The sequence below is a fragment of the Candidatus Formimonas warabiya genome, assembly GCF_002777255.1.
GTDB lineage: Bacteria > Bacillota > Dehalobacteriia > Dehalobacteriales > Dehalobacteriaceae > Formimonas > Formimonas warabiya.
Window position 1 is genome coordinate 1,259,314 of sequence record NZ_CP017634.1, and the last position, 18,996, is coordinate 1,278,309.

At 47.1% G+C, this 18,996-nt stretch carries 17 protein-coding genes; all 17 read right to left on the reverse strand.

Annotated features, from left to right (window positions below):
• Positions 1-5: 5 nt before the first annotated feature.
• The gene (locus DCMF_RS05990) at positions 6-1,484 is read right to left on the reverse strand and encodes a sensor histidine kinase (RefSeq protein WP_148133583.1); all 1,479 of its coding nucleotides are present in this window, start codon (positions 1,482-1,484) and stop codon (positions 6-8) included.
• Complete coding sequence (locus DCMF_RS05995) at positions 1,481-2,158, reverse strand: response regulator transcription factor (RefSeq protein ID WP_148137757.1); 678 nt, start codon at positions 2,156-2,158, stop codon at positions 1,481-1,483. The genes DCMF_RS05990 and DCMF_RS05995 overlap by 4 nt, the downstream gene beginning before the upstream one ends.
• Positions 2,159-2,269: 111 nt before the next feature.
• Positions 2,270-3,577, reverse strand: coding sequence for a hexokinase family protein (locus tag DCMF_RS06000; protein ID WP_214659133.1), 1,308 nt, complete (start codon positions 3,575-3,577; stop codon positions 2,270-2,272).
• Positions 3,578-3,583: 6 nt separating this feature from the next.
• Positions 3,584-4,264: a deoxyribose-phosphate aldolase gene (gene deoC / locus DCMF_RS06005; RefSeq protein WP_148133584.1), complete on the reverse strand. Its 681-nt coding sequence runs from the start codon at positions 4,262-4,264 to the stop codon at positions 3,584-3,586.
• 310 nt (positions 4,265-4,574) lie between these two features.
• Positions 4,575-5,771 (reverse strand): cation:proton antiporter, encoded by a 1,197-nt coding sequence (locus tag DCMF_RS06010; protein ID WP_148133585.1) that lies wholly within the window; start codon positions 5,769-5,771, stop codon positions 4,575-4,577.
• 100 nt (positions 5,772-5,871) lie between these two features.
• Entirely contained in the window at positions 5,872-6,738 is an 867-nt protein-coding gene (locus tag DCMF_RS06015; protein WP_214659134.1) for a uroporphyrinogen decarboxylase family protein, read from the reverse strand.
• Positions 6,739-6,898: 160 nt separating this feature from the next.
• Positions 6,899-7,798, reverse strand: a complete 900-nt coding sequence (locus tag DCMF_RS06020) for a hypothetical protein (protein ID WP_214659135.1) — start codon at positions 7,796-7,798, stop codon at positions 6,899-6,901.
• Between the two features lie 13 nt (positions 7,799-7,811).
• Complete coding sequence (locus DCMF_RS06025) at positions 7,812-8,825, reverse strand: uroporphyrinogen decarboxylase family protein (RefSeq protein ID WP_148133588.1); 1,014 nt, start codon at positions 8,823-8,825, stop codon at positions 7,812-7,814.
• Between the two features lie 7 nt (positions 8,826-8,832).
• Positions 8,833-9,651 (reverse strand): response regulator transcription factor, encoded by an 819-nt coding sequence (locus DCMF_RS06030; RefSeq protein WP_148133589.1) that lies wholly within the window; start codon positions 9,649-9,651, stop codon positions 8,833-8,835.
• 48 nt (positions 9,652-9,699) lie between these two features.
• Positions 9,700-10,860 carry a uroporphyrinogen decarboxylase family protein gene (locus tag DCMF_RS06035; protein ID WP_148133590.1) on the reverse strand — a complete coding sequence of 387 codons (1,161 nt, stop codon included), beginning with the start codon at positions 10,858-10,860 and terminating at the stop codon, positions 9,700-9,702.
• A gap of 5 nt (positions 10,861-10,865) precedes the next feature.
• The gene (locus DCMF_RS06040) at positions 10,866-11,510 is read right to left on the reverse strand and encodes a cobalamin B12-binding domain-containing protein (RefSeq protein WP_148137759.1); all 645 of its coding nucleotides are present in this window, start codon (positions 11,508-11,510) and stop codon (positions 10,866-10,868) included.
• A gap of 212 nt (positions 11,511-11,722) precedes the next feature.
• Complete coding sequence (locus tag DCMF_RS06045; protein ID WP_236860203.1) at positions 11,723-13,006, reverse strand: sensor histidine kinase; 1,284 nt, start codon at positions 13,004-13,006, stop codon at positions 11,723-11,725.
• A 189-nt stretch (positions 13,007-13,195) separates the two neighbouring features.
• Positions 13,196-13,822, reverse strand: coding sequence for a helix-turn-helix domain-containing protein (locus DCMF_RS06050; RefSeq protein WP_335582389.1), 627 nt, complete (start codon positions 13,820-13,822; stop codon positions 13,196-13,198).
• 11 nt (positions 13,823-13,833) lie between these two features.
• Positions 13,834-14,952 carry an ABC transporter permease subunit gene (locus DCMF_RS06055; RefSeq protein ID WP_148133592.1) on the reverse strand — a complete coding sequence of 373 codons (1,119 nt, stop codon included), beginning with the start codon at positions 14,950-14,952 and terminating at the stop codon, positions 13,834-13,836.
• Positions 14,949-15,989, reverse strand: coding sequence for an ABC transporter permease subunit (locus tag DCMF_RS06060; protein ID WP_148133593.1), 1,041 nt, complete (start codon positions 15,987-15,989; stop codon positions 14,949-14,951). Before DCMF_RS06060 ends, DCMF_RS06055 begins: the two co-directional genes overlap by 4 nt.
• Positions 15,982-17,598 carry a sugar ABC transporter ATP-binding protein gene (locus DCMF_RS06065; RefSeq protein ID WP_148133594.1) on the reverse strand — a complete coding sequence of 539 codons (1,617 nt, stop codon included), beginning with the start codon at positions 17,596-17,598 and terminating at the stop codon, positions 15,982-15,984. Before DCMF_RS06065 ends, DCMF_RS06060 begins: the two co-directional genes overlap by 8 nt.
• Positions 17,599-17,709: 111 nt before the next feature.
• The gene (locus DCMF_RS06070; RefSeq protein WP_335582390.1) at positions 17,710-18,996 is read right to left on the reverse strand and encodes a DUF3798 domain-containing protein; all 1,287 of its coding nucleotides are present in this window, start codon (positions 18,994-18,996) and stop codon (positions 17,710-17,712) included.

Sequence of the window (18,996 nt, forward strand, 5' to 3'; positions counted from 1 at the left end):
TGTTACTATTCCGTTGCAATTTCTTGTGAATTTGGAGCAGCACGGTCCAATTCAAACCAAAACAGGACTCCCCCGGGGACATTCTCCCCGCCATAACGGTTTTCGTGCAGTTCCATAATACCGCGCACAATGGAGAGCCCTAATCCGGTTCCCCCAAAGGTCCTGGTTCTGGCCTTATCCACCTTATAAAAGCTGGTCCAGATTTTATCCAGGCATTCTTCCGGAATGGGGTGGCCCGTATTAAAAACGGAGACATGAACTTTGTCCCCCTCCTCCCGGGCGGTAATTCTGATGATTTTGTCAAAGTCCGTAAACTGAATGGCATTATTGAGATAATTGACCAGAACCTGCTCCACCCGGGACAGGTCGGCGTCTACATACAAAGGTTCACCTTTTTCTACCGAGAGCGTAATCTGCTTCTCGTGAAAAACGGAGCGATATTTTTCCGCCACCCGGTCGATCAGGGGAGAAAGGTCAAAAATACTTCTTTCCAACCGGGAAAAATCCGACTCCAGCTGGCACAAACTCAACAATTCCTTCACCATTTTATCCATACGGGCCGCCTCATCGATAATCACATCGCAATAAAAGTTCTTGTTTTCTTCATCCTCATTTACATTGACCTTCAACCCTTCGGCATACCCCTGGATCAGGCTGATGGGCGTCTTTAATTCGTGGGAAACATTGGAAATGAATTCTTTGCGCATTTCATCAATCTGCCGCTCCCGTTCAATATCTTTTTCCAGCTGCTTATTCTTGGCATGCAGTTCTCCGATCAAGCGCTCCAAATCCTCCGAGAGGAAATTAATGCTGTTGGCCAGTTCTCCTATTTCGTCATCACTGTCCACCCGGCATTTTCTGCTGAAATCAAGGTTGGCTAAATTTCTCGCGATTTCATTAATCTCCAGGATGGGCCGGGTAAATTTTCGGGAAAAGAGAAAGGCGACAATAATGCCAAATCCGATCACAAAAATTCCCGTAAAAAAGAAGAAACGGTTGGCAATAGCCACGCTTTGGGCTACGGAAGCCAAGGGTACGATAAAAGCCAGCCGGTCCCCATTGTCGAAGCCGTAGAAAAAAGTTAAGAACTGGCTGTTGGACGTGGGCTCCTGTTCGATCTCATACTGATACTTGCCGATCCAGACCACCCGCTTTTTCACAAAGGGAAAAGGAGGGGAATGGCGCGGTTTCTCAAAATTGTCCGGATCAAAAAAAGAACTGTATTTAATCCCGCCTGCGGGATCAATGATAAAAGTATATCCCCCCAGTTCGCTTTCCGCCTTTTTCAGATCCGCCTGAATCTCCCAGGGATCTCCCCGGTACACCCTTTCAATTTTTTGGGCGCTCTCCAAAAGCATATTCTTTTTTTGGCTGATATAATAGCGGTGAAAAAGACCCGCATTCAACATCCAGGACAGCAAGATAAAAAAGATCCCCAGACAGCTGATCCAGACAAAAAGCTTTTTGCTGATGGAATTCTTCATGCTTTCACCTCAAAACGGTACCCTAAGCCGCGTACCGTTTGAATCAGATTGCTTTCCTTGCCCAGCTTGGTGCGCAGCCTGGTGATATGGGTATCCACGGTCCGGTTATCCCCAAAATAATCGTACCCCCACACCGCATTGACAATCTGCTCCCTGCTTAAAGCCCTTCCCTTATTGGCCACCAGGTATTGAAGCAAATCATATTCCGTAGGACTCAAATCAACGGCCTGGCCATCCACACTGACTTGGTGGCCGCTCAAATCAATTTCCAGGGTACCGAACTGCATCACTTTTTTCTCCTGGCTCTCCAAACGGCGGAACAAGGCATTGACCCGGGCCACCAACACATTGGGGCTAAAAGGCTTGGTCACATATTCATCGGCCCCCAATTCAAAGCCGAAGAGTTCATCGGATTCCTGACTCCGGGCCGTCAGCATCACAACAGGAATATCCGAGCTTTTCCGGATTTCCCGGCACACGGTCCAGCCGTCTTTTTCCGGCATCATCACATCCAGAATCACCAAATCGATGGATTCGGTACTCTCCAGAATTTCCAGTGCTTCTCTGCCATTGGCCGCTTCATCCACTTTATATCCTGCTTTTTTCAGGAAGTCCGCCACCAGTTTTCTCATGCGCGGCTCGTCTTCCGCGATCAGTATTTCCTTGGACAGCACAGGGATCACACTCCGTTAGGGGAAAAAATAATAAATTTTTTTCTAGTTTAACATGAATTTGTTACAATTTTGTCACACTTCATCATTTTCTTTTGATTTTTTGTCAATTGCTTAATTGGTTAAACCGGCGATGGCGGTGCCGATTAAGGTGGCATTCTCCACATGAATCATTTCTCCATAAAGCCCCTTTTCATCTTCTAGGTATTTTTTCAGATAGTAGTTTAATTTATCCCGGTAACCTTTTAGCGTAAAAAGGGTGGTTCCCTCCGCTGTAATGCAGACAGGCCTTAAGGGATTGGTCCCCTTTCCGGTTTTCATCACCAGGGCGGAGATATTGATCGCCGTGAGGAGGCTGGCCCGTTCCATGAGCTGATCCATCAAATGATAAAGCACCAAGGCATCCTCCTCACTTCCCGCCTGCACGCATCTGGTGAGAGGATTGTCTGAAGAAGGCGGATAATAGAGAAAATCAGTCATGTCCTTGGTTTCCGTTTCCCCCAAACTTGACATAGCTTGGGCGAAACCCGGGGAAAACAGCCCTTCTTCCCCTGCTTTCCGGATTACGGCACCGGTCAGTTTGCCCAGGTAGGCCCCGGAAATCATTTTTTCAAAGGCATAAACCCCCGGGTTGCTCAGGGTATTGTCTAATTCCAGGTCCACCGTACCCCGGGGCGCTTTGCCATATGACCCGGACTCCACATTGATAATCATGCTTCCGGGCGGAAGGCCCGGAACCTTGCCGATGTTGCTATTCTCTTCTATGTAACAGGTATTGGTGCCGGTGCCCAGGACCAATCCCAGGTACCCGCTGTAATTCCGGCCGGAAGACGCAGCTTTGCCGGCAAGAAGGGCGGCTGCCGTATCATTGAGCAAGACGACTCTCTGATTTGCCTGGTAGCCCAACTTTTTTAGGGCCGCTAAAAGATTTGCCCCCACTAACTGCCCTTCCACCCCTTTGGTTTGGATCTCCTTGGACCACCGGATCAGCTTGCCATCCTGATTGGGCAGGATCTCCGTGGCATAAGAAAAACAAAAACCAATCCGGGAACTGATGGAGATCAGGGCTTCGATGCGTCCGGCCAAGGCCAGGAAAAATTCCTCCCGGGACATGGCCCCGTAAGTGCCGGGCATGGGATATTTCATGTAGTTCTCCAGCACCGGTTTTTTTCCCTGGTCAAAATATACCGTGGCGACGCGCAGGTGGGTCCCTCCCGCATCCAGCACGACAATCGGCTCCCCGGAAGGAATCTCCCGGTCCGCATCAATATAAGTCGGGATCATTTCCAGAGAGCTTTTTGCGCCTTTTAGGCCCCTTTTCATTTCCGCCAAAAATATTTCACAGTGCCGGGAAAAATCAATATCTTCGACCGCCATACCCTGTTTTTTGTAAAAATCCTTTACCTTTGCTTTTAGCTCCACCTTATTTCATTCCTTTGCCGATTTCCTCAGCCGCCCCAGAATCTCTCCTGTGGCGGTACAGCCCAGGCGGGTACAACCCGCTTCCTTCAGGGCGATGGCCTGCTCTAACGTGCGCACGCCCCCGGCAGCCTTGACCTGAATTTTCGGGTCCAAATGTTCCCGCATCAATTTCACATCAGCGATTTCCGCCCCTCCGGTGCCGAAACCGGTTGATGTTTTGGCAAAGTCTGCCCCCAGCTCCGTGCAGATTGTGCAGGCCGCTATTTTTTCTTCCGCCGTCAAATAACAATTTTCAAAGATCACTTTTACAGGCACATGGCCCTCATGGGCCAGGTCGATCACCTCTTTTAAATCTTGTTTCACATAGTGGTATGCCCCGGACTTTAATTTACCGATATGCAAAACCACATCCAGTTCTACCGCCCCGTTTTCCATGGCCTCTTTTGCCTCGTTTACTTTGGTCCGGGTTGTCGTCGTGCCGTGGGGAAAACCGATCACAGTGGTAACCAGCACCTTGCTGTCTTTCAGTATTTCCTTGGCCAGGGCCACATCAGAGGGACGCACGCACACAGCGGCCACGCCATAGTCATGGGCCATTTTGCACCCTTCAACTATTTCCTGGTCCGTTGCAAAAGGTTTTAGCAGGGCATGATCGATCATCCCGGCAATTTCTTCATAAGTAGCCATTTTTTCCTCCCCAAAATGAATTCTTCCCGTGCTCCGGGAGCTCTCTCTCCGGTGTAAGTTGAGGCTTCCCGGATAGTATTTTCCCAATCCCCGGCCCGGGATTCTTTCGCATATCTTCACCTGGCATGTCCAGATTTATCCTATTCTTATCCGGAACCTTATGGATTAATTCTATATTTAAGCTGTTTTCCTGCTATTTTTAAAAATTTTTTTCCCTATAAAGAAGAGAAGGCGGCTTCAGGATTAGATCAAAGCTGAAGTCACCTTCTTTTTTATCGGAACAAAGGGTGAAACATGTCATAGGGACATGTCACGTCTGAGCATGAAATAAATGATTAAACAGAAGAGGAGAAATAATACAGGAGATAATTGCTACTAAAATAACTGCCCCATTTATGTCATCACTTACAAGCCCTAATCTCGCTCCAATAGAGCTAGCTGCAATAATTAAGCTTAATCGAGAAGATAGCAGAGCGCCCCCGGCAAACGTCTCTCTCCATGAAGATTTCAGTTTAAAAATTAATGCCGGCACAAATTTCACCAGATATGCCGTAATTAACATAGCTGGTAGTAAATACATTGATTGGGGGTTACTTAATACCGTTTGAATCTCAAAATTTGCCCCTACTCGAATAAAAAAAATCGAAATAAAAAATCCATATCCGATTGCATCGAGTTTAAGATAGATTTGTGACGTCCCTCTTTCGTTTAAATACGAAACTATTACGCCCGCCAGAAAAGCACCTAGAATCATTTCCAGACCTAAAATTTGGGCTAATGAAACGAAGGTCAGAATTAAAACAAAAGCAATCCTAACCCTTATTTGAGAAGTCCCGTCTGCAAGCCCCTCCATAATTTTCAGCCTCATGATTTTACGTCCAATTTTATAAAAAATAAAAAAGGCAAAAAATATAAACGTGATTAATAGCATATGTAACATGTCCTTTGCGGAATACCATGAAACGAACAAAGTAATTAAAAACATGGTTGCGAAATCTGCCACCAGAGCAGAAAATAAAATAATTTGTCCATATTCGGTTCCTAACAACTGCTTTTCTTTTAAGGTAGGAACGACGACACCTAAGGAAGTTGTACTTAAAATGAGGGTCATAATGATTTTATTTGCTACCAGTCCGAACAGCCCCATCACATTAACGAGACTATATGCCAACAACAAAGTACCTAAGAACAACAAGGATGATAGAACCAATGGCGTACGATACCATTGGTTCTGATAACAGCCTGATTTAATAGAAAAAAATTTTAGGTCTATCTCTAAACCAGATAAAAACATTAAAAAGGCGAAGCCAAAATCTGCTAAGAAAACTAACGATACATTGTCATGAATCAAATCCAGTCCGCTTTTTCCTACGATCATACCCGCAATTATTTCTCCTACAACTATTGGTATCGCCACAATTTTTATCTTTTTTACTACTAAAGGGACAATTGCCGCAATAAAAATAATTAACAATAAAGAAGAATAGGATATTACTTCATTTACCATATGAATTACCTCAAGCACAAAATATTTACTATCACAGTCATCCCTGATAACAGACAGTATGACATGAAAAATATACCTTTTTTGATATTATCTCATCTATTTAATTCAATTTTATTCCCCAAATGAGAGACTGATCCATCTTCATTGAACCCCATGCGATACACTTGTGGCCCACAACAATAGGTTGAGTTAACTTATCCAGCAACCTTTCCAGAGCCTGGTCATAGGTTAATGCTTTACCGGCTTTAATAGTATAAGACCGGACCATACCTGTGTTTTCAAGTGCCGCGGAGGTTCTGCCACAAAGATGGATCAGAAATGTCCCCCCAGCTTCTTTTATCCCATTAATAATGCGCAGGCTTGACGGGCCGCTAAAATCCTGATATATTTCAGGTCCCGTCACATCCGGTACGCCTACCGCGTCCTCATAGGAAATAATTGAGGCGCCTCTTTTTACCCCCTCCATACCGTATTGAATAACACTCTTTTCAATAACAGCCATGATTTCCCTGACTTGTGCCGGATTTTTGCGCAAACCGTTGTAAAAGAATGTAAAATTGATCAAGGAATACAGGATTGTGAAGGGACCTACAATATTGAGTATTACTTTTTCCCCCGACTCAGCCAGGATTGCCACAGCGTCCAGTACTTCTCCCATTCGACCTTCGGAAATATCCGGCGTTTGGATCCCGGATAAGTCTTCAATAGACGAGAATCGGCGGCCATGGGGTCTTGGCCGGTGCCAAGCATCGCCCATTTTTATCTGTGCTCCGAAGGCTTCTGCTTCCACCGTAACACAGAAAGGCACCCTGGTAAATACATCATCCCGGTACTTCTTTAGCACTGTGGCAAGAGCAGCAATCTCATTTTTATCTGTGTAAGCGTTCGGGAAAGTTACGCCGGCTTCCTTTAAAGCTTCCTCTGGAATAGGATCTTGATTGTGTCCAGGACATTTAAATTCCACCATTCTTCTACCCTCCAATAAAGTTAGGAACCATCTTCCATGACGTCCAGGTATCATACTCGTTGATCATGCCGAAACATCGTTTCTCTAATCCTGGGCCGCTCTTTCCATTCCAAAGGATACTCAACTTACCAGGATAAAGGTGCCTAATGATACCTAAATTTTACTTAAAAACATGGTACAGAGGATGATCATGGCTGGCCGGCTTTACACCATGCTGCATACAGCTATAGGCAACCAAAGCGTCAACGGCCGCCATGGACGGCACTATTTCCGTTTGTTTGATTCCATACATAATAAAGTCGGCACCCAAAAGCTGCAGGCTGGTCGCCATACTGGTTTTGGTGGAAGCTACCTCTATTTTGTTATAGATAGAGGCTTTTTTCCATCCGGTAATCACCGTATGGGTTGGCGAGCAGCCGGCAGGATAGCCATATTTGTCTTTGAGCATATAGATGGCTTTAGCTGCCGGTCCCGGCTCCACGATGTCCAGTACGGCCATGTCAAGCAACAGCTTTTCAAAACCGTAGGATTTAGCCCGTTCAATCAGTGCTTCGGCAATATCTACTCTGCCCTGGGCTGTCGGCTTCTTTGAATTGTTCAGCATCACGATGGCGGTCTTCAAACCATGCTTTTTTACTTCGCTCAGTTCCTCATTTTTACTCTCAACGTTCACGGAATCAAAGACTGCCCTGTCCTGTAAACCAAGCTTGGCCGCCATTTCGACCCCGGCAATTCTCACTTTGGCCACCGTCCCGTCAATGATGAAAGGCAGCTCTGTGTGGCGTCCGATGAATTCAACATAGGCACGCATCGCATTTTCGCTGGATCCGACAATATCTATCATCAGAGGAAGCTTAACTTTTTGGCACATATCATCAATTTTGTTAATCCAGCAAAGGGCTCCTTCCTGATCAAAAGTTCCCTTTTCTTCATCTTGCACAAGCTTGTCACCCTGATAAAAGATGCTTGCCATTAATACGGTGGGATGCTGTCCGGGCTGGCCGCCGATGGTAACATTGCCGATTTGATAAACTTTCTGTTCGGCTTGAAATTTGAACAAACCGACACCCCCTTTACTCGTACCGCCCAAATTTCTCTGCTGCCCGCATCATGGCCTCTACATTTTCCGGCGGCACATCAGCGGTAATTTCACAACCCGGTGACAGCATGTACTGCCCTCCTTCTTTAGCTGCACAAATAATTTCTCCGCATTTTTCCTCTACCTCATCTGGGGAAGCCTGGGGCAAAAAGACAATATGGTCAAGGTTTCCGGCAAACCCAAGTTTCCCGGCATATTTCTTTTTAAACTTGAGCATATCTGTATGGTGCCCTAAACTGACCATGTGCAGTTTATCCATGTTAGCAAGGACACCCCCGTTAACTTCCATGTGGGATTCTACCTTCCCGCATAAATGCAAGATGTTATATTTATAGGTAAGAACCTGCTTTAAGTAAGGAAGGAAAAGCTCGGCCATCGTCACCGGAGAGAACATCTGCAGGTCGTGTTCACATATCACCAGGAATGATGCCCCTGCTTCCCTTAATGCTTGGGCATAAGCATTTACAATTTCGGTGCTTTTCTGGATCAGGGCATGGATAAATTCTTTGTTTCGGACACTTTTAATGAAACTTTCATAAGGAAATAGCTGCATGGAGAAGGTAAACGGCCCGGTTACATACGCTCCTACCGGGACATCTGTGCTTTCCGCTAAGATTCTGGTCCCCTCTACCATCACTTTTGAACCAGGCGCTTTAGCAAAATCCGGCATCTCAAATTTTTTGATATCTTCTTCCGTTAAAATAGGATTCTTGGTGATCCACGGGTATTTGTCAGAAGGATAAAAAATGACGCCGCCGCAGGCTTCTACTACCGGCCAGCTTGGCTCTACCTGGATCGCCACCGAATCATACTTGTAACGATTTAACGCCTTCAAGTGGGCGTCAGCTGCTCTTTGCGCATCCTTGTACATGACATCAAAAGTTAAACCATCAATAATTCCTGCATGGTCACCAACCTGGGCAAGTACAGGCACCCGGTCAGGTATCTTGCCGTCTAAAACAGCAAAAACTCTCTCTCTTGAATTCATAATTAAGTCACCTCGCAAGTTTAGTTAATAAATCCTCCCAGTCGTCTTCTTTCCCTTCCTGATTGTGATAACGGGAAGGAGCGGTCCCCACCTTTTGGCTGAAAACCTTACTAAAATAATCTGGATCCTGAAACCCTGTTTCACGGGCAATGGTCTTCATAGGCAGATTTGTATTCTCCAAAAGGACTTTAGCCCGTTCAATCCGGGATTGGATCACATATTCTTTAAATGTCATGTTCTCTTCTTTGCTAAACAAAGTACTAAAATAACTGACACTAAATCCTACATGGTCGGCTACTTCTTTCAATGTCAACTGTTTTCTAAGGTTTTGCAGCACATACGACTTGGCCGCATTGATGATACGCTTGGTCGGGTCTAAAGGGTTCCAGCAATGAATGTCTCCGGAAGCATTTTCCCCTTTTTTCAATATCAAATTTTGAGGGTCTACCATTTTCCAAAAAGCGTTGACAATTTCTCTCCGGCGTACCGGTTTCAGGAGATAATCTTTCGCCTCTAGATTTAAAGCCTTACGCAGCATAGGATAATCACCGTAGGCTGAGATAAATGTGAACTTGACCTCCGGATCATGCAACTTGATCTGTTCCGCCACTTCCAATCCGTTTTTGCCCGGCATCCGCACATCTAAAAACGCTGCCGAAATATCCTGCTGGCTAAATATCTCCATGGCTTCATTGCCGTCTTGTGCCTGGTAAACCTGGATCCGGTAATTCTCGTCGCATCTTGCGTCACAGGTAATCGTTTCAAAAATCACGGCCCGCTCCAATGCTTCATCATCTGCAACTAATAGTTGGATTGTCTCTGTCATAGTAGACCCTCCTTTTATAAAACCGGGTATTCCCTGCTTAAAGGCGATTTATCCCAACTTGCTCAGATTGATGGGAAAAGTTCCGTATTTATTTAAAGCGTCAATAAAGGCCCGGACATTTTCCACCGGTGAACCTTGGGGAATCGCACAAGGGGCAACCATGCACCCTCCATTGCATGGATACAGCCTTTTGATATATTCCTTAATCCTATTTTCAATTATTTCCGGTGTCCCTTCTTTAAACAGCTCTGTGTGGACTCCTACGATATAAGCCTTATGAAAAGTATTGGCCAGTTCGCGGAAAGTCTTCAGATCCTGGCTTTGACCTTGCTGGGGATCAGGGTCAAGATTTGTCATGACAAATGTTCCTGTGGAAACCTGGCGGGCCAAAAACCGGGTCCAGTCATCACCAAGAAGGCGCAAGCCCCAATAATAGTGAATAAAAGGCAAAGGACTGGCACTTTGAATCATTCTGGCCAGATAGGGCGTGTCGAATTCCCAAAGCTGCTCCGGTCTAAAGTAAGGTACGCTGTTCCAAGCCGCAATAGATGTAATCCCATGGATCCCGGTTTCTTTAAAAGCCTGGACAAACTTTAAACTTGCCTTGGTACAGGCCTCCACCACCCGGTGCATTAAAAGAGGCTTTGTGGTCATCCATTTCACGGCCCGGGGGTACCCCAGGATTTGTACGGCCACCGGAAGAGGCTGCATGGGCGTGGCAATAACGGCATACTTACCTTGGGTCTTTTTCACTAACTGCCTGAACAGTTCCACTCTGACCGGCATACGCCCTTCCGTACGGCCGTCCAATGCCGCTACTTTTTCTTCCAGTTCTTCAACATCTCGTTCACAGGTTATTGCTTCCTTGATAATTTGGGGATTTGAATCTTGGGGTCTCTTTAAAGTACACCCTAAAACTTCAGCCTCAACGACGGTCGTTTCAATCCCGGGAAATACTACGTCATAGTCGAATTCATCAAAAAACTTCACGATCGCATCCGAATGCTTCTCGGGATCTGCGGCCGCTTCACTGCAGGAATAACCATATCGGTTGACGATCCATTCCGTGAACAAAAAACCCGTCGGAATCCTGTCGGCATGCTCCTGGCACACCGTCAGAACGATCCTCTCAATAGGCAGCAGTCTTTCACCTCTATCTCTTTTGGCAATGATGTTTTTAACCAATTCCATTTGCTCTTTACCGGACATTTTAATTATTCACCTCCGAGCAATCTTCTGGCTTCCTGTACGGCTCCATCTGCATCCTCGGCATATCCGTCGCCGCCGATCCGTTTCACATATTGAGGGAATACAGCTACTCCTCCCATCAGCACTTTCACCTTGTCCCGCAGAGATTCTTTGACCAGCAGGTCCATGGTGTCTTCAATCCCTCTTAGGGTGGTGGACATGTATGAACCAAGGCCTAAAATCTCCGGTTGTTCCTTTTTTACCGTTTCAATAAAGGCATCAGGTGTAACATCTACGCCCAGGTCTATTACTTCAAAACCATCTGCCCTTAATAAGGCAGCAACGATGTTTTTACCGATGTCATGGACATCTCCTTCCACACTGCCAATAACTATTTTGCCGATAGATTTAGGTGAAGCATCCCCCGTCATATAAGGAATGAGTAACTGTACGCCGGCATTCATTGCCTCTCCGGCCATCATCAGCTCAGGGAGAAAATATTCTCCTGTCCCAAATTTCCGGCCTGCTTCTCTGGCTCCCGGTGACATCCCGTTGATAATTTCTGTGGGCGTTAATCCTGCTTCAATCCCTTGACTCACCAATTCTTTGGTTAGATCATCATTACCGTTCATCACTGCATCAGTCAGCTGTTCTAAAATCTTTTTGCTCACCACATCCAACTCCTCTCTTTTTTTACTTTCATTGGGTCCTTTTGAAGTGGCCACCTTCAAAAACTTTTCACCGTCCCCAAGGAGTGTTTTGCTCCAGGAAATTAGGTATTGAGATAATAAATTCTAATTTATTTGTCCCGTCCCTCTGGATTAATTTTTGTTGGTCTGGAAAATCGTTTTGAATTTTCCCTTTATTAATCAGTTGATATCTTTTAAAGAGCTTCCTCATTACCGGTAAACAGCGGCATAATTAATGTTGCCTGAGTCCCTTTGATATCCGGCGGCCCCTGTAACTGCAATCCATATGCGTCGCCGAACAACCGTCTCAGCCTTTGGTGAATATTTTCCAGGCTGGAGCCAGGGCAATGGCACCAATGATCCCTTTCGGTAAAACGCTGCGTTTCAATACCGATGCCGTCATCAATAATGTGGACTAACAAACGATTTCCCTGGACGTCCTCATCAACCTTGATCAATAGGCGGCGTTTGCCTGGGGCCGATTCGAACCCATGTTTGAATGCATTGTCCACCAGTGGTTGTAAAGTATAGGGAAGAATCTTTACGTTTAGATGTTCCTTTTTGACGATGATTCTTACGTTAATCCGGTTTCCAAACCTTAACTGCTGGATGCTCAAGTAAGAACTTATATGATCCAATTCCGTTTTCAAAAAGACCATTTCGATATTTCCTTCGATACCATAACGGGCCACATCCGCTAAAGCAAAAACAGCTCTCTCCGTCTCAACCGCTCCTTCCGCAAAGGCCAACCGGGCAATGACATTTAAGGCATTAAAAAGAAAATGGGGGTTCATTTTGGCCTGGAGTTCCCTTAACTCTGCCTGTTTTAGCATCAGCTGGTACTCAGTAATTTCTTTTTCCAGACTGACTGTTTTTTGGATTTCCTGAAGCAGGCGCTCTTGATAGGACATCAATTCTTGTTGATAACGGGAAAGGCTCTCGGAAACTGTAAGATAATTAGCCAAGGTGGAAATTAGTATGGCCACGGCGGTAAACTGATCACCGGAAATTTTAGGGATCGTGCTCAAATTTTTTCGATCATTCTCGTCCGGTCCATCTGTCCCTCCGGGCAAAGACGCCGCTTCCATGAGCTGAACCGGCCCGGTAATCAGACATCCTAAAAGAACATTATCCCGGGCATAGAGAGGAGCCGAAATCAGGGTGAGGCCGCAATGTCCCTGATAGACCTTGGAACGGTCATTGTGATAACTGTTTTTTAAACCTGCCTCAAAGCAGTGCAAACATTGAAAAAAGTACTTTCTATCGGCAAAATGGCTCTGACACCAATTAGGGAAAGACCCTAATGGGGGAGATATGGGTACTGCTCTGTTGTCAACGAAGACAATATTAATCCCCACGACATTAAAAAACATTTTGCTGATCTCTTGCATTGTTTCCGGAGAAATAATCTCAGCCAAGTGGTATGTCCTGTCAATAATGGTACTTATTCTATTCATCGCGATCTTATTGCTTTGCACCGCTACCATGCCCCCTTCTCAATCCTAGTTATATTCTAGCGCATCTTTTAATAAGCTTCTGTACGATACTTTACCAACTATCGTTAATTTGGTGTCACGATAAAAAACCTTCTTTCTGTTATTCAACAAAAAAGCTGTCAGAAAGAGTTCTCACAGCTTAAAAGTCATTCTCTATTTTACTGATCACCGTCAGTTTCCTTCGGTCCGGTCTCTTTGCTTCCCTTTATCGCCCTTAAAGATCACGGGGGTGCTCACACAGAGTACTTTCACCAGTTTATTGGTAAAATTGGCCCATTCATGGGGTACAGATGAAAACATATGAATGCTGTCGCCCGGATTTAACCGGTACTCCTCCTCGCCCATAAAAACCGTTAACACCCCTTCCAACACATAGACAAATTCTTCTCCTTTGTGGGAGTATGGGCTGATTTCTTCCCGGCTCTGGTTGGGTAAGAGATTAATCAGCATCGGCTCCAATACCTTTCCCTCGACATCGCTGGCCAGCCGGTAATAAAACCGGGATTCTTCCACGGAGAATACCTCCTGTTCATAGCTGCGCATGATGTTGGTCTCATGCTTTTGAGGAAGGGTAAAGAAAAAGGCCAGATCCACATCTAAAACCTGGGCAATCTTTTCCAGGGAGGTCACGGCAATGGAGGCCATCCCCCTTTCCACCTGAGAGAGAAAACCGATGGATAAATCGGCCTTTTCACTCAAATCCTTTAAGGTCAATTCCTTGGCCAGGCGCAATTCTTTTATTTTTTGCCCCACTTCTTTTTTCACATTCTCGCCCCATTTCTTTTCATCGCATTTCATGCCTTCTTAGCTTATCCGTTACCATTCCTCACCCTGAGTCCGAAACGGGCCTGCTCTTTCTCTCTATTCCTGTTGTATGCATGCATCACCAGGGCTACGGTCACAGCAGCATAGGAAATAAACACCCGGAAGTACTCTCCCATGGCGGCTACCCCGAACACATTGTTTCCGGCCATCGGCATCACGACGAAAAGGAGATGGAATAATGCGGTGCCGATGAACACGCTGGGAATGCCTGCCTTATTTACCGTTGCGCCTCCGACCAGAAGGGAAGCCGCGGCAAAAAGGGCGATGGTGTCTGCTCCGCTGTATACACTCATTGTACCTATATTTTGCAGGAAGATCAATTGCCCATAGCCGGCCAGTACGGTAGAAATGATCATGGAAACAATCCGGGCCTTTTCCACATTGATTCCGGCCGTACTCGACACGCCCATATCCTGGCCTACCGCACGCATCTCCTGGCCGTACTTGGTTTTACGGAACCAGACCGTGAGCAGACACAATAAACCAATCACCAGCAAGGAAAACACCGGAATGGAGATGCCGCCGATTTCAATGGGCACACCAATCAGCCGGTCCAGCAAGTGATCAAAGCTTCCCTTAATCGTAGGCACCTCAACCGCGCTCCGGATGCCAAATCCCCGGGACAAAACCAGGATGGGACTCTTGATGGGAATCACCGTCCCCATGCCGAACAATACCACGGCCTGATACACCCCCAGCATAAAGAAACCGAGGATATAGGAGGTGATCATCTCCCGGCCCTTCGCCCTGTTTAGCATCGCTCCCCCCATATAGCCTAAAAGAATGGAAATGGGTGTAGAAATAACCATGGCCATAAACATCCCGGGGGCGCCGGAAAGACCCCAGTCCGTGATTAAAATTAAGGCAATCTGGCCCGCATAGGCCCCTAAAGCCAAACCAAAGTTGATCCCCATTCCTGCCATTACAGGGAGAAGGAGGGCCAGAACCAGGAAAGAATCCCTGCCCAGGCGCGTAACAATCTCCTGCACCAGATAACCTCCCGAATACCCGGAAAGAGGGATGCCGATGGCGCTCATCAGAATGAAAAGGATCGGTACCGCATTCTGGGCCAGAATATTCTTCACCGTCAGTCCTTTGCTCATATCTTCCTCTCCTTCCTTGTCAGGGCATACAGGATCATCCCATTGGAAATAATCAGCCTGACCACATCCGCCATGTCACTGATGGCGCTGCCGATCACCATGGGCGCCATGGTAACGATCCCCTGGAATAGAAATGTACCGATGATCACATTTTTGATGGAAGCCTTATTAATGGTGGCCCCCCCGATCAGAACGGCAGCCACCGTGGGAAAGGTAAAATTAAAGGGGGCCTGATATAATTGGATAAAGGTAAAACTTTGCTGATAGACAATAATACCCACCGCGGCCAGGGCCGTGGAAAGAACGACGGAAAGGGTGCGCATTTTGTCCACATTAATCCCGGCGGCCCTGGCATAATCCGGATTTGACCCTACCGCAATCATCGCGGTGCCCGTCTTGGTGCGGAAAAAAGCCCACACAAGCAAACAGCACAAAGCCAGGAAGATGAGCATGCCGGTGGGAAAATAAAAATAAGGTCCAATCTTAAAGGATAAAATATTGCTGATATAACTGGCCCAATAGCCATCCACGCCGATGGTCTGGCGCATGCCGCTGCCCCCATATCCCCAGAGCAGGACGGGATTCGTCACCGGGAGCAGTTTGATCCAGAACAAGCTCATAAAGGCGATCACGGAAAGGCCGGTATAGGTGGCGATGATCATCTCATCGCCTTTCACCATGTTGATCAGCTTTCCATACCCATAGCCAAAAATGATGGCCAATGCAACACCGATGACCATGGCGGCGGAAATGCCCAGGAAACCCTTTAATTCAAACTGCAGGCTGCATACCGCTCCAAAGACGCCGGCCACAATCCCTACCGGAATGCCGAAATTTAAGCCGCAGCCCGACTGGATCATCGGTACCAAAGAGAGGACCAGGATGGCGTTCATGCCAAACCGGCCGATGGTATTGCTTAAGGAAAAGTCCTCCCGGACGCCCACAGCAGGAGCAATAGCAAATAAGAGCAGGAGAAACATGGCAATGATCAGCCTGGGCCACCCGGCCGCCTTAATCATCCTTCCCACACTATGCATGATTGTTCACCTTCTTTCCCTCCGCCTTGACCCCTGCCATTAATAGTCCGAATTCCATCGCATCGACGCTGGGATGTAAAATTCCGGCGATCTTTCCCTCGCAGACAATGGCAATGCGGTCGCAAATCGCGCGCAGCTCTTCCAGCTCCGAGGAAATCATCACAATGGTGGTGTTATTTTCTCTGTTATACCGTTTCAGCGCCTCCAGGACCAGGGATTTGGCTCCGATATCGATACCCCGGGTAGGCTCGGAGACAAAAAGAATGCGGGGATTCAAGTCGAATGCCTTGGCCAGGCAAATTTTCTGCTGATTTCCCCCCGATAACTCCCGTACTTTCTGTTTCTCGCCGGTACACCGGATCTCCAGGGCCCGGATGTATTCCTGGGCGGCCTTTTTCATCTCTTTTTCATCCCGCCATAGGATCAGCCCGCCCAGCACCTTGCGCAGATACTTTTGCTGCACCTGCATGGAAGAAAAGGAGATATTCCAGTAAATCGGCTCATCCAGGAGCAGGCCTACCCCCCGCCGGTCCTCCGAAACAAAAGCCAGGCCCGTATCCAGGGCAAACTTGGCAGAATTCAGAGGCAAATCCGCCCCGTCATAGCGCACCTTTCCTCCGGCCGGGAACAATCCCATGATGCCGTTGGGAATGCCCAGCTTTCCCTGTCCGGCCAGTCCGCCGATCCCTAAGATTTCCCCTCTGCGGATTTTTAAGCTTACATCGTGGACCAGTTCCCCCGGCATATCGACCCACAAATTCTCCACTTCCATGATCAGATCCTGATTATGGTCGATGGCGCTTTCCCTTTTTTCTTTCCGTCCGGAGACTTCCCGGCCCACCATCCATTCCGCGATTTCTTTGATGGAAACTGTCCCCCCGGAAATGTCTTTGATAATCTCCCCGTCCCGCAGCACAATAATCTGGTCGCTGACTTCGATCACTTCCTGCAAGCGGTGGGAGATGAAGATGATAGAGATCCCTTTCGCGGCCAGCCTTTTCATCGCTTTTAAAAGAATTTCCGCTTCCGACTCTGTTAGAACTGCCGTAGGTTCGTCAAGAACCAGCAATTGAACCTGACTCCGATCTATTTCACGGGCGATTTCCACAAATTGCTTATGACCCACAGGCATCTCCGCAATCAGCATATCCGGGGAGATTTTGACGTCCAGAGAGTTGATGGCATTTTCCGCCTCTTTCTGCATCTGGGGCCTGTCTAGAGTACTAAGCTTTTGGCCCAATATTTTCGATAGCACACTGGTTTTGGTGATTTCTCGATTCAGCATGATGTTTTCTGTCGCCGTAAAGCCGGGAATCAGGGAAAACTCCTGATGCACCATGCCGATTCCGGCATTCAGGGCATCCATGGGATTCTGAAAATTGATCTCTTTGCCGTTGAAATAAATTTTCCCCTCATAGCCTCCGGTCTCACTGATTTCCCGCATGCCGAAAAGAATCTTCATCATGGTCGATTTCCCTGCCCCGTTTTCTCCTACCAGACCAAGGATCTTTCCTTTTCCCAGTTTAAAGGTGACATTTTTCAAAACCCGGTTTCCAAAGAATTCTTTGCCTACCCCGTCATAAGACAGCACATGATCTTCGCCTGCCAATCCCTTCACTTCCCTTCCCAGGAAACTCTACCTGCACAATTTGATTATCCCCTCTGAACATCAGAGGGGATAATCCATGTTTTGTTTGTGCTTCAGATACGATCTGTCACCTTATTTAATCGTTAAATACTTTTCAGGCACCGGCTCCTTGATCACGCCGGAATAGCCCTTGCCAAAAATATAGGTATCCTCTAAAACGAGCAAGTGATTTTTTTTCACTTCCTGGGTATTGGCATCCGCATAAAAAGAAGTGGCCCATTCCGCTCCCGGAGTAATTTTCTTAAAGGCTTCGATAATGGCGTTGACGTCATCCTTCTGGGCTTTCCCCTCAATCACGCTCTTGGCAAATTCCCCTAGTCCTACGGAATTGCAGTAACTGAAGGAATAGGCCGGCGTGCCCATTCTGCCGGATTGGTTCTTGGCCAATACGGCTTCTTCAATCTTTTTCACAATGGCCGGCCAGTCTCCCGCCTCTGCCTTCAGATCTACACCCAGGGCGGTAGGATAGCCCATTAAGGGAGAGGGGGTGTCCGGCTCCACAAAGATGGCGCCTAAATTTGCCACTTGCTTGATCAAAGGCTCCGTCTGGGCATCATTGGTACAGAAAAAAGCCGTGTCCTTGCCATACTTCGCTACCAGCTGGGGCATCATTTCATAGACCATCTGCTGGGCCCCGGCCACGCCTACATCTCCTGCCGGATCCGGGGCGGTTTCAAAAGCAAACTTCAGTCCCAGATCCTTGCACGCCTCTTCCATGATCGCCCGTCTCCTGGACAGGAGCTCGATGCTCATGTGGCGCGGGAAGGAGATGTGGACAAAAGTTTTCGCCCCCATGTCCTTGGCGTTTTTGACGATGTAGTATCCCCGGGAAATATTATCCGGGTCGGTAATCACATCTGCCACGCTTTCAATTAAATTAGGGTCTTCCTGAGGCATGGCGGCAATGAGTAAAATATCCGGCCTGGTTTCCTTGATCTTTTTGAATGCGGCAGCAACGCCCCCCACGGCCTGGTTAACGATGATCGCTTTCATTTTAGGGTCGTCGGCCAGTCCGGCAATGATCGATATCACCGTCTCTTGCTCCTGGGCAAAGTTGTCCGGATAGGTTACGTGTTTGATCATGCCGCCGTCTTTCACATCACCGTATTGCTTAATCAGTTGCTCCGCCCCTCTGCTTTCATCTTCACTCTGGGCAAAGGTACTTGTGCAAATGCCGATATGGAACTCAGCTTCATTGGGATTGGTTTCCGATGTGTCCGATGGAGTTTGGTTGCCGCAGGCTGCACCGAAGACGGCAAATACAGCCATAAATGCCAGCAATAAAACTTTTTTCACCATTAATTCCCCCCATTGTTTAATGATTTCCTTCACTTGGACCAGACTTTCCGGTAAAGCCAA

Excerpts from the sequence above, each read along its gene's own strand:
- DCMF_RS06025 (WP_148133588.1), bottom strand. The coding sequence starts at position 8,825 with ATGAATTCAAGAGAGAGAGTTTTTGCTGTTTTAGACGGCAAGATACCT.
- DCMF_RS06015 (WP_214659134.1), bottom strand. The coding sequence starts at position 6,738 with ATGGTGGAATTTAAATGTCCTGGACACAATCAAGATCCTATTCCAGAG.
- DCMF_RS06050 (WP_335582389.1), bottom strand. The coding sequence starts at position 13,822 with ATGAAATGCGATGAAAAGAAATGGGGCGAGAATGTGAAAAAAGAAGTG.
- DCMF_RS06055 (WP_148133592.1), bottom strand. The coding sequence starts at position 14,952 with ATGAGCAAAGGACTGACGGTGAAGAATATTCTGGCCCAGAATGCGGTA.
- DCMF_RS05990 (WP_148133583.1), bottom strand. The coding sequence starts at position 1,484 with ATGAAGAATTCCATCAGCAAAAAGCTTTTTGTCTGGATCAGCTGTCTG.
- deoC (WP_148133584.1), bottom strand. The coding sequence starts at position 4,264 with ATGGCTACTTATGAAGAAATTGCCGGGATGATCGATCATGCCCTGCTA.
- DCMF_RS06030 (WP_148133589.1), bottom strand. The coding sequence starts at position 9,651 with ATGACAGAGACAATCCAACTATTAGTTGCAGATGATGAAGCATTGGAG.
- DCMF_RS06035 (WP_148133590.1), bottom strand. The coding sequence starts at position 10,860 with ATGTCCGGTAAAGAGCAAATGGAATTGGTTAAAAACATCATTGCCAAA.
- DCMF_RS06060 (WP_148133593.1), bottom strand. The coding sequence starts at position 15,989 with ATGCATAGTGTGGGAAGGATGATTAAGGCGGCCGGGTGGCCCAGGCTG.
- DCMF_RS06010 (WP_148133585.1), bottom strand. The coding sequence starts at position 5,771 with ATGGTAAATGAAGTAATATCCTATTCTTCTTTATTGTTAATTATTTTT.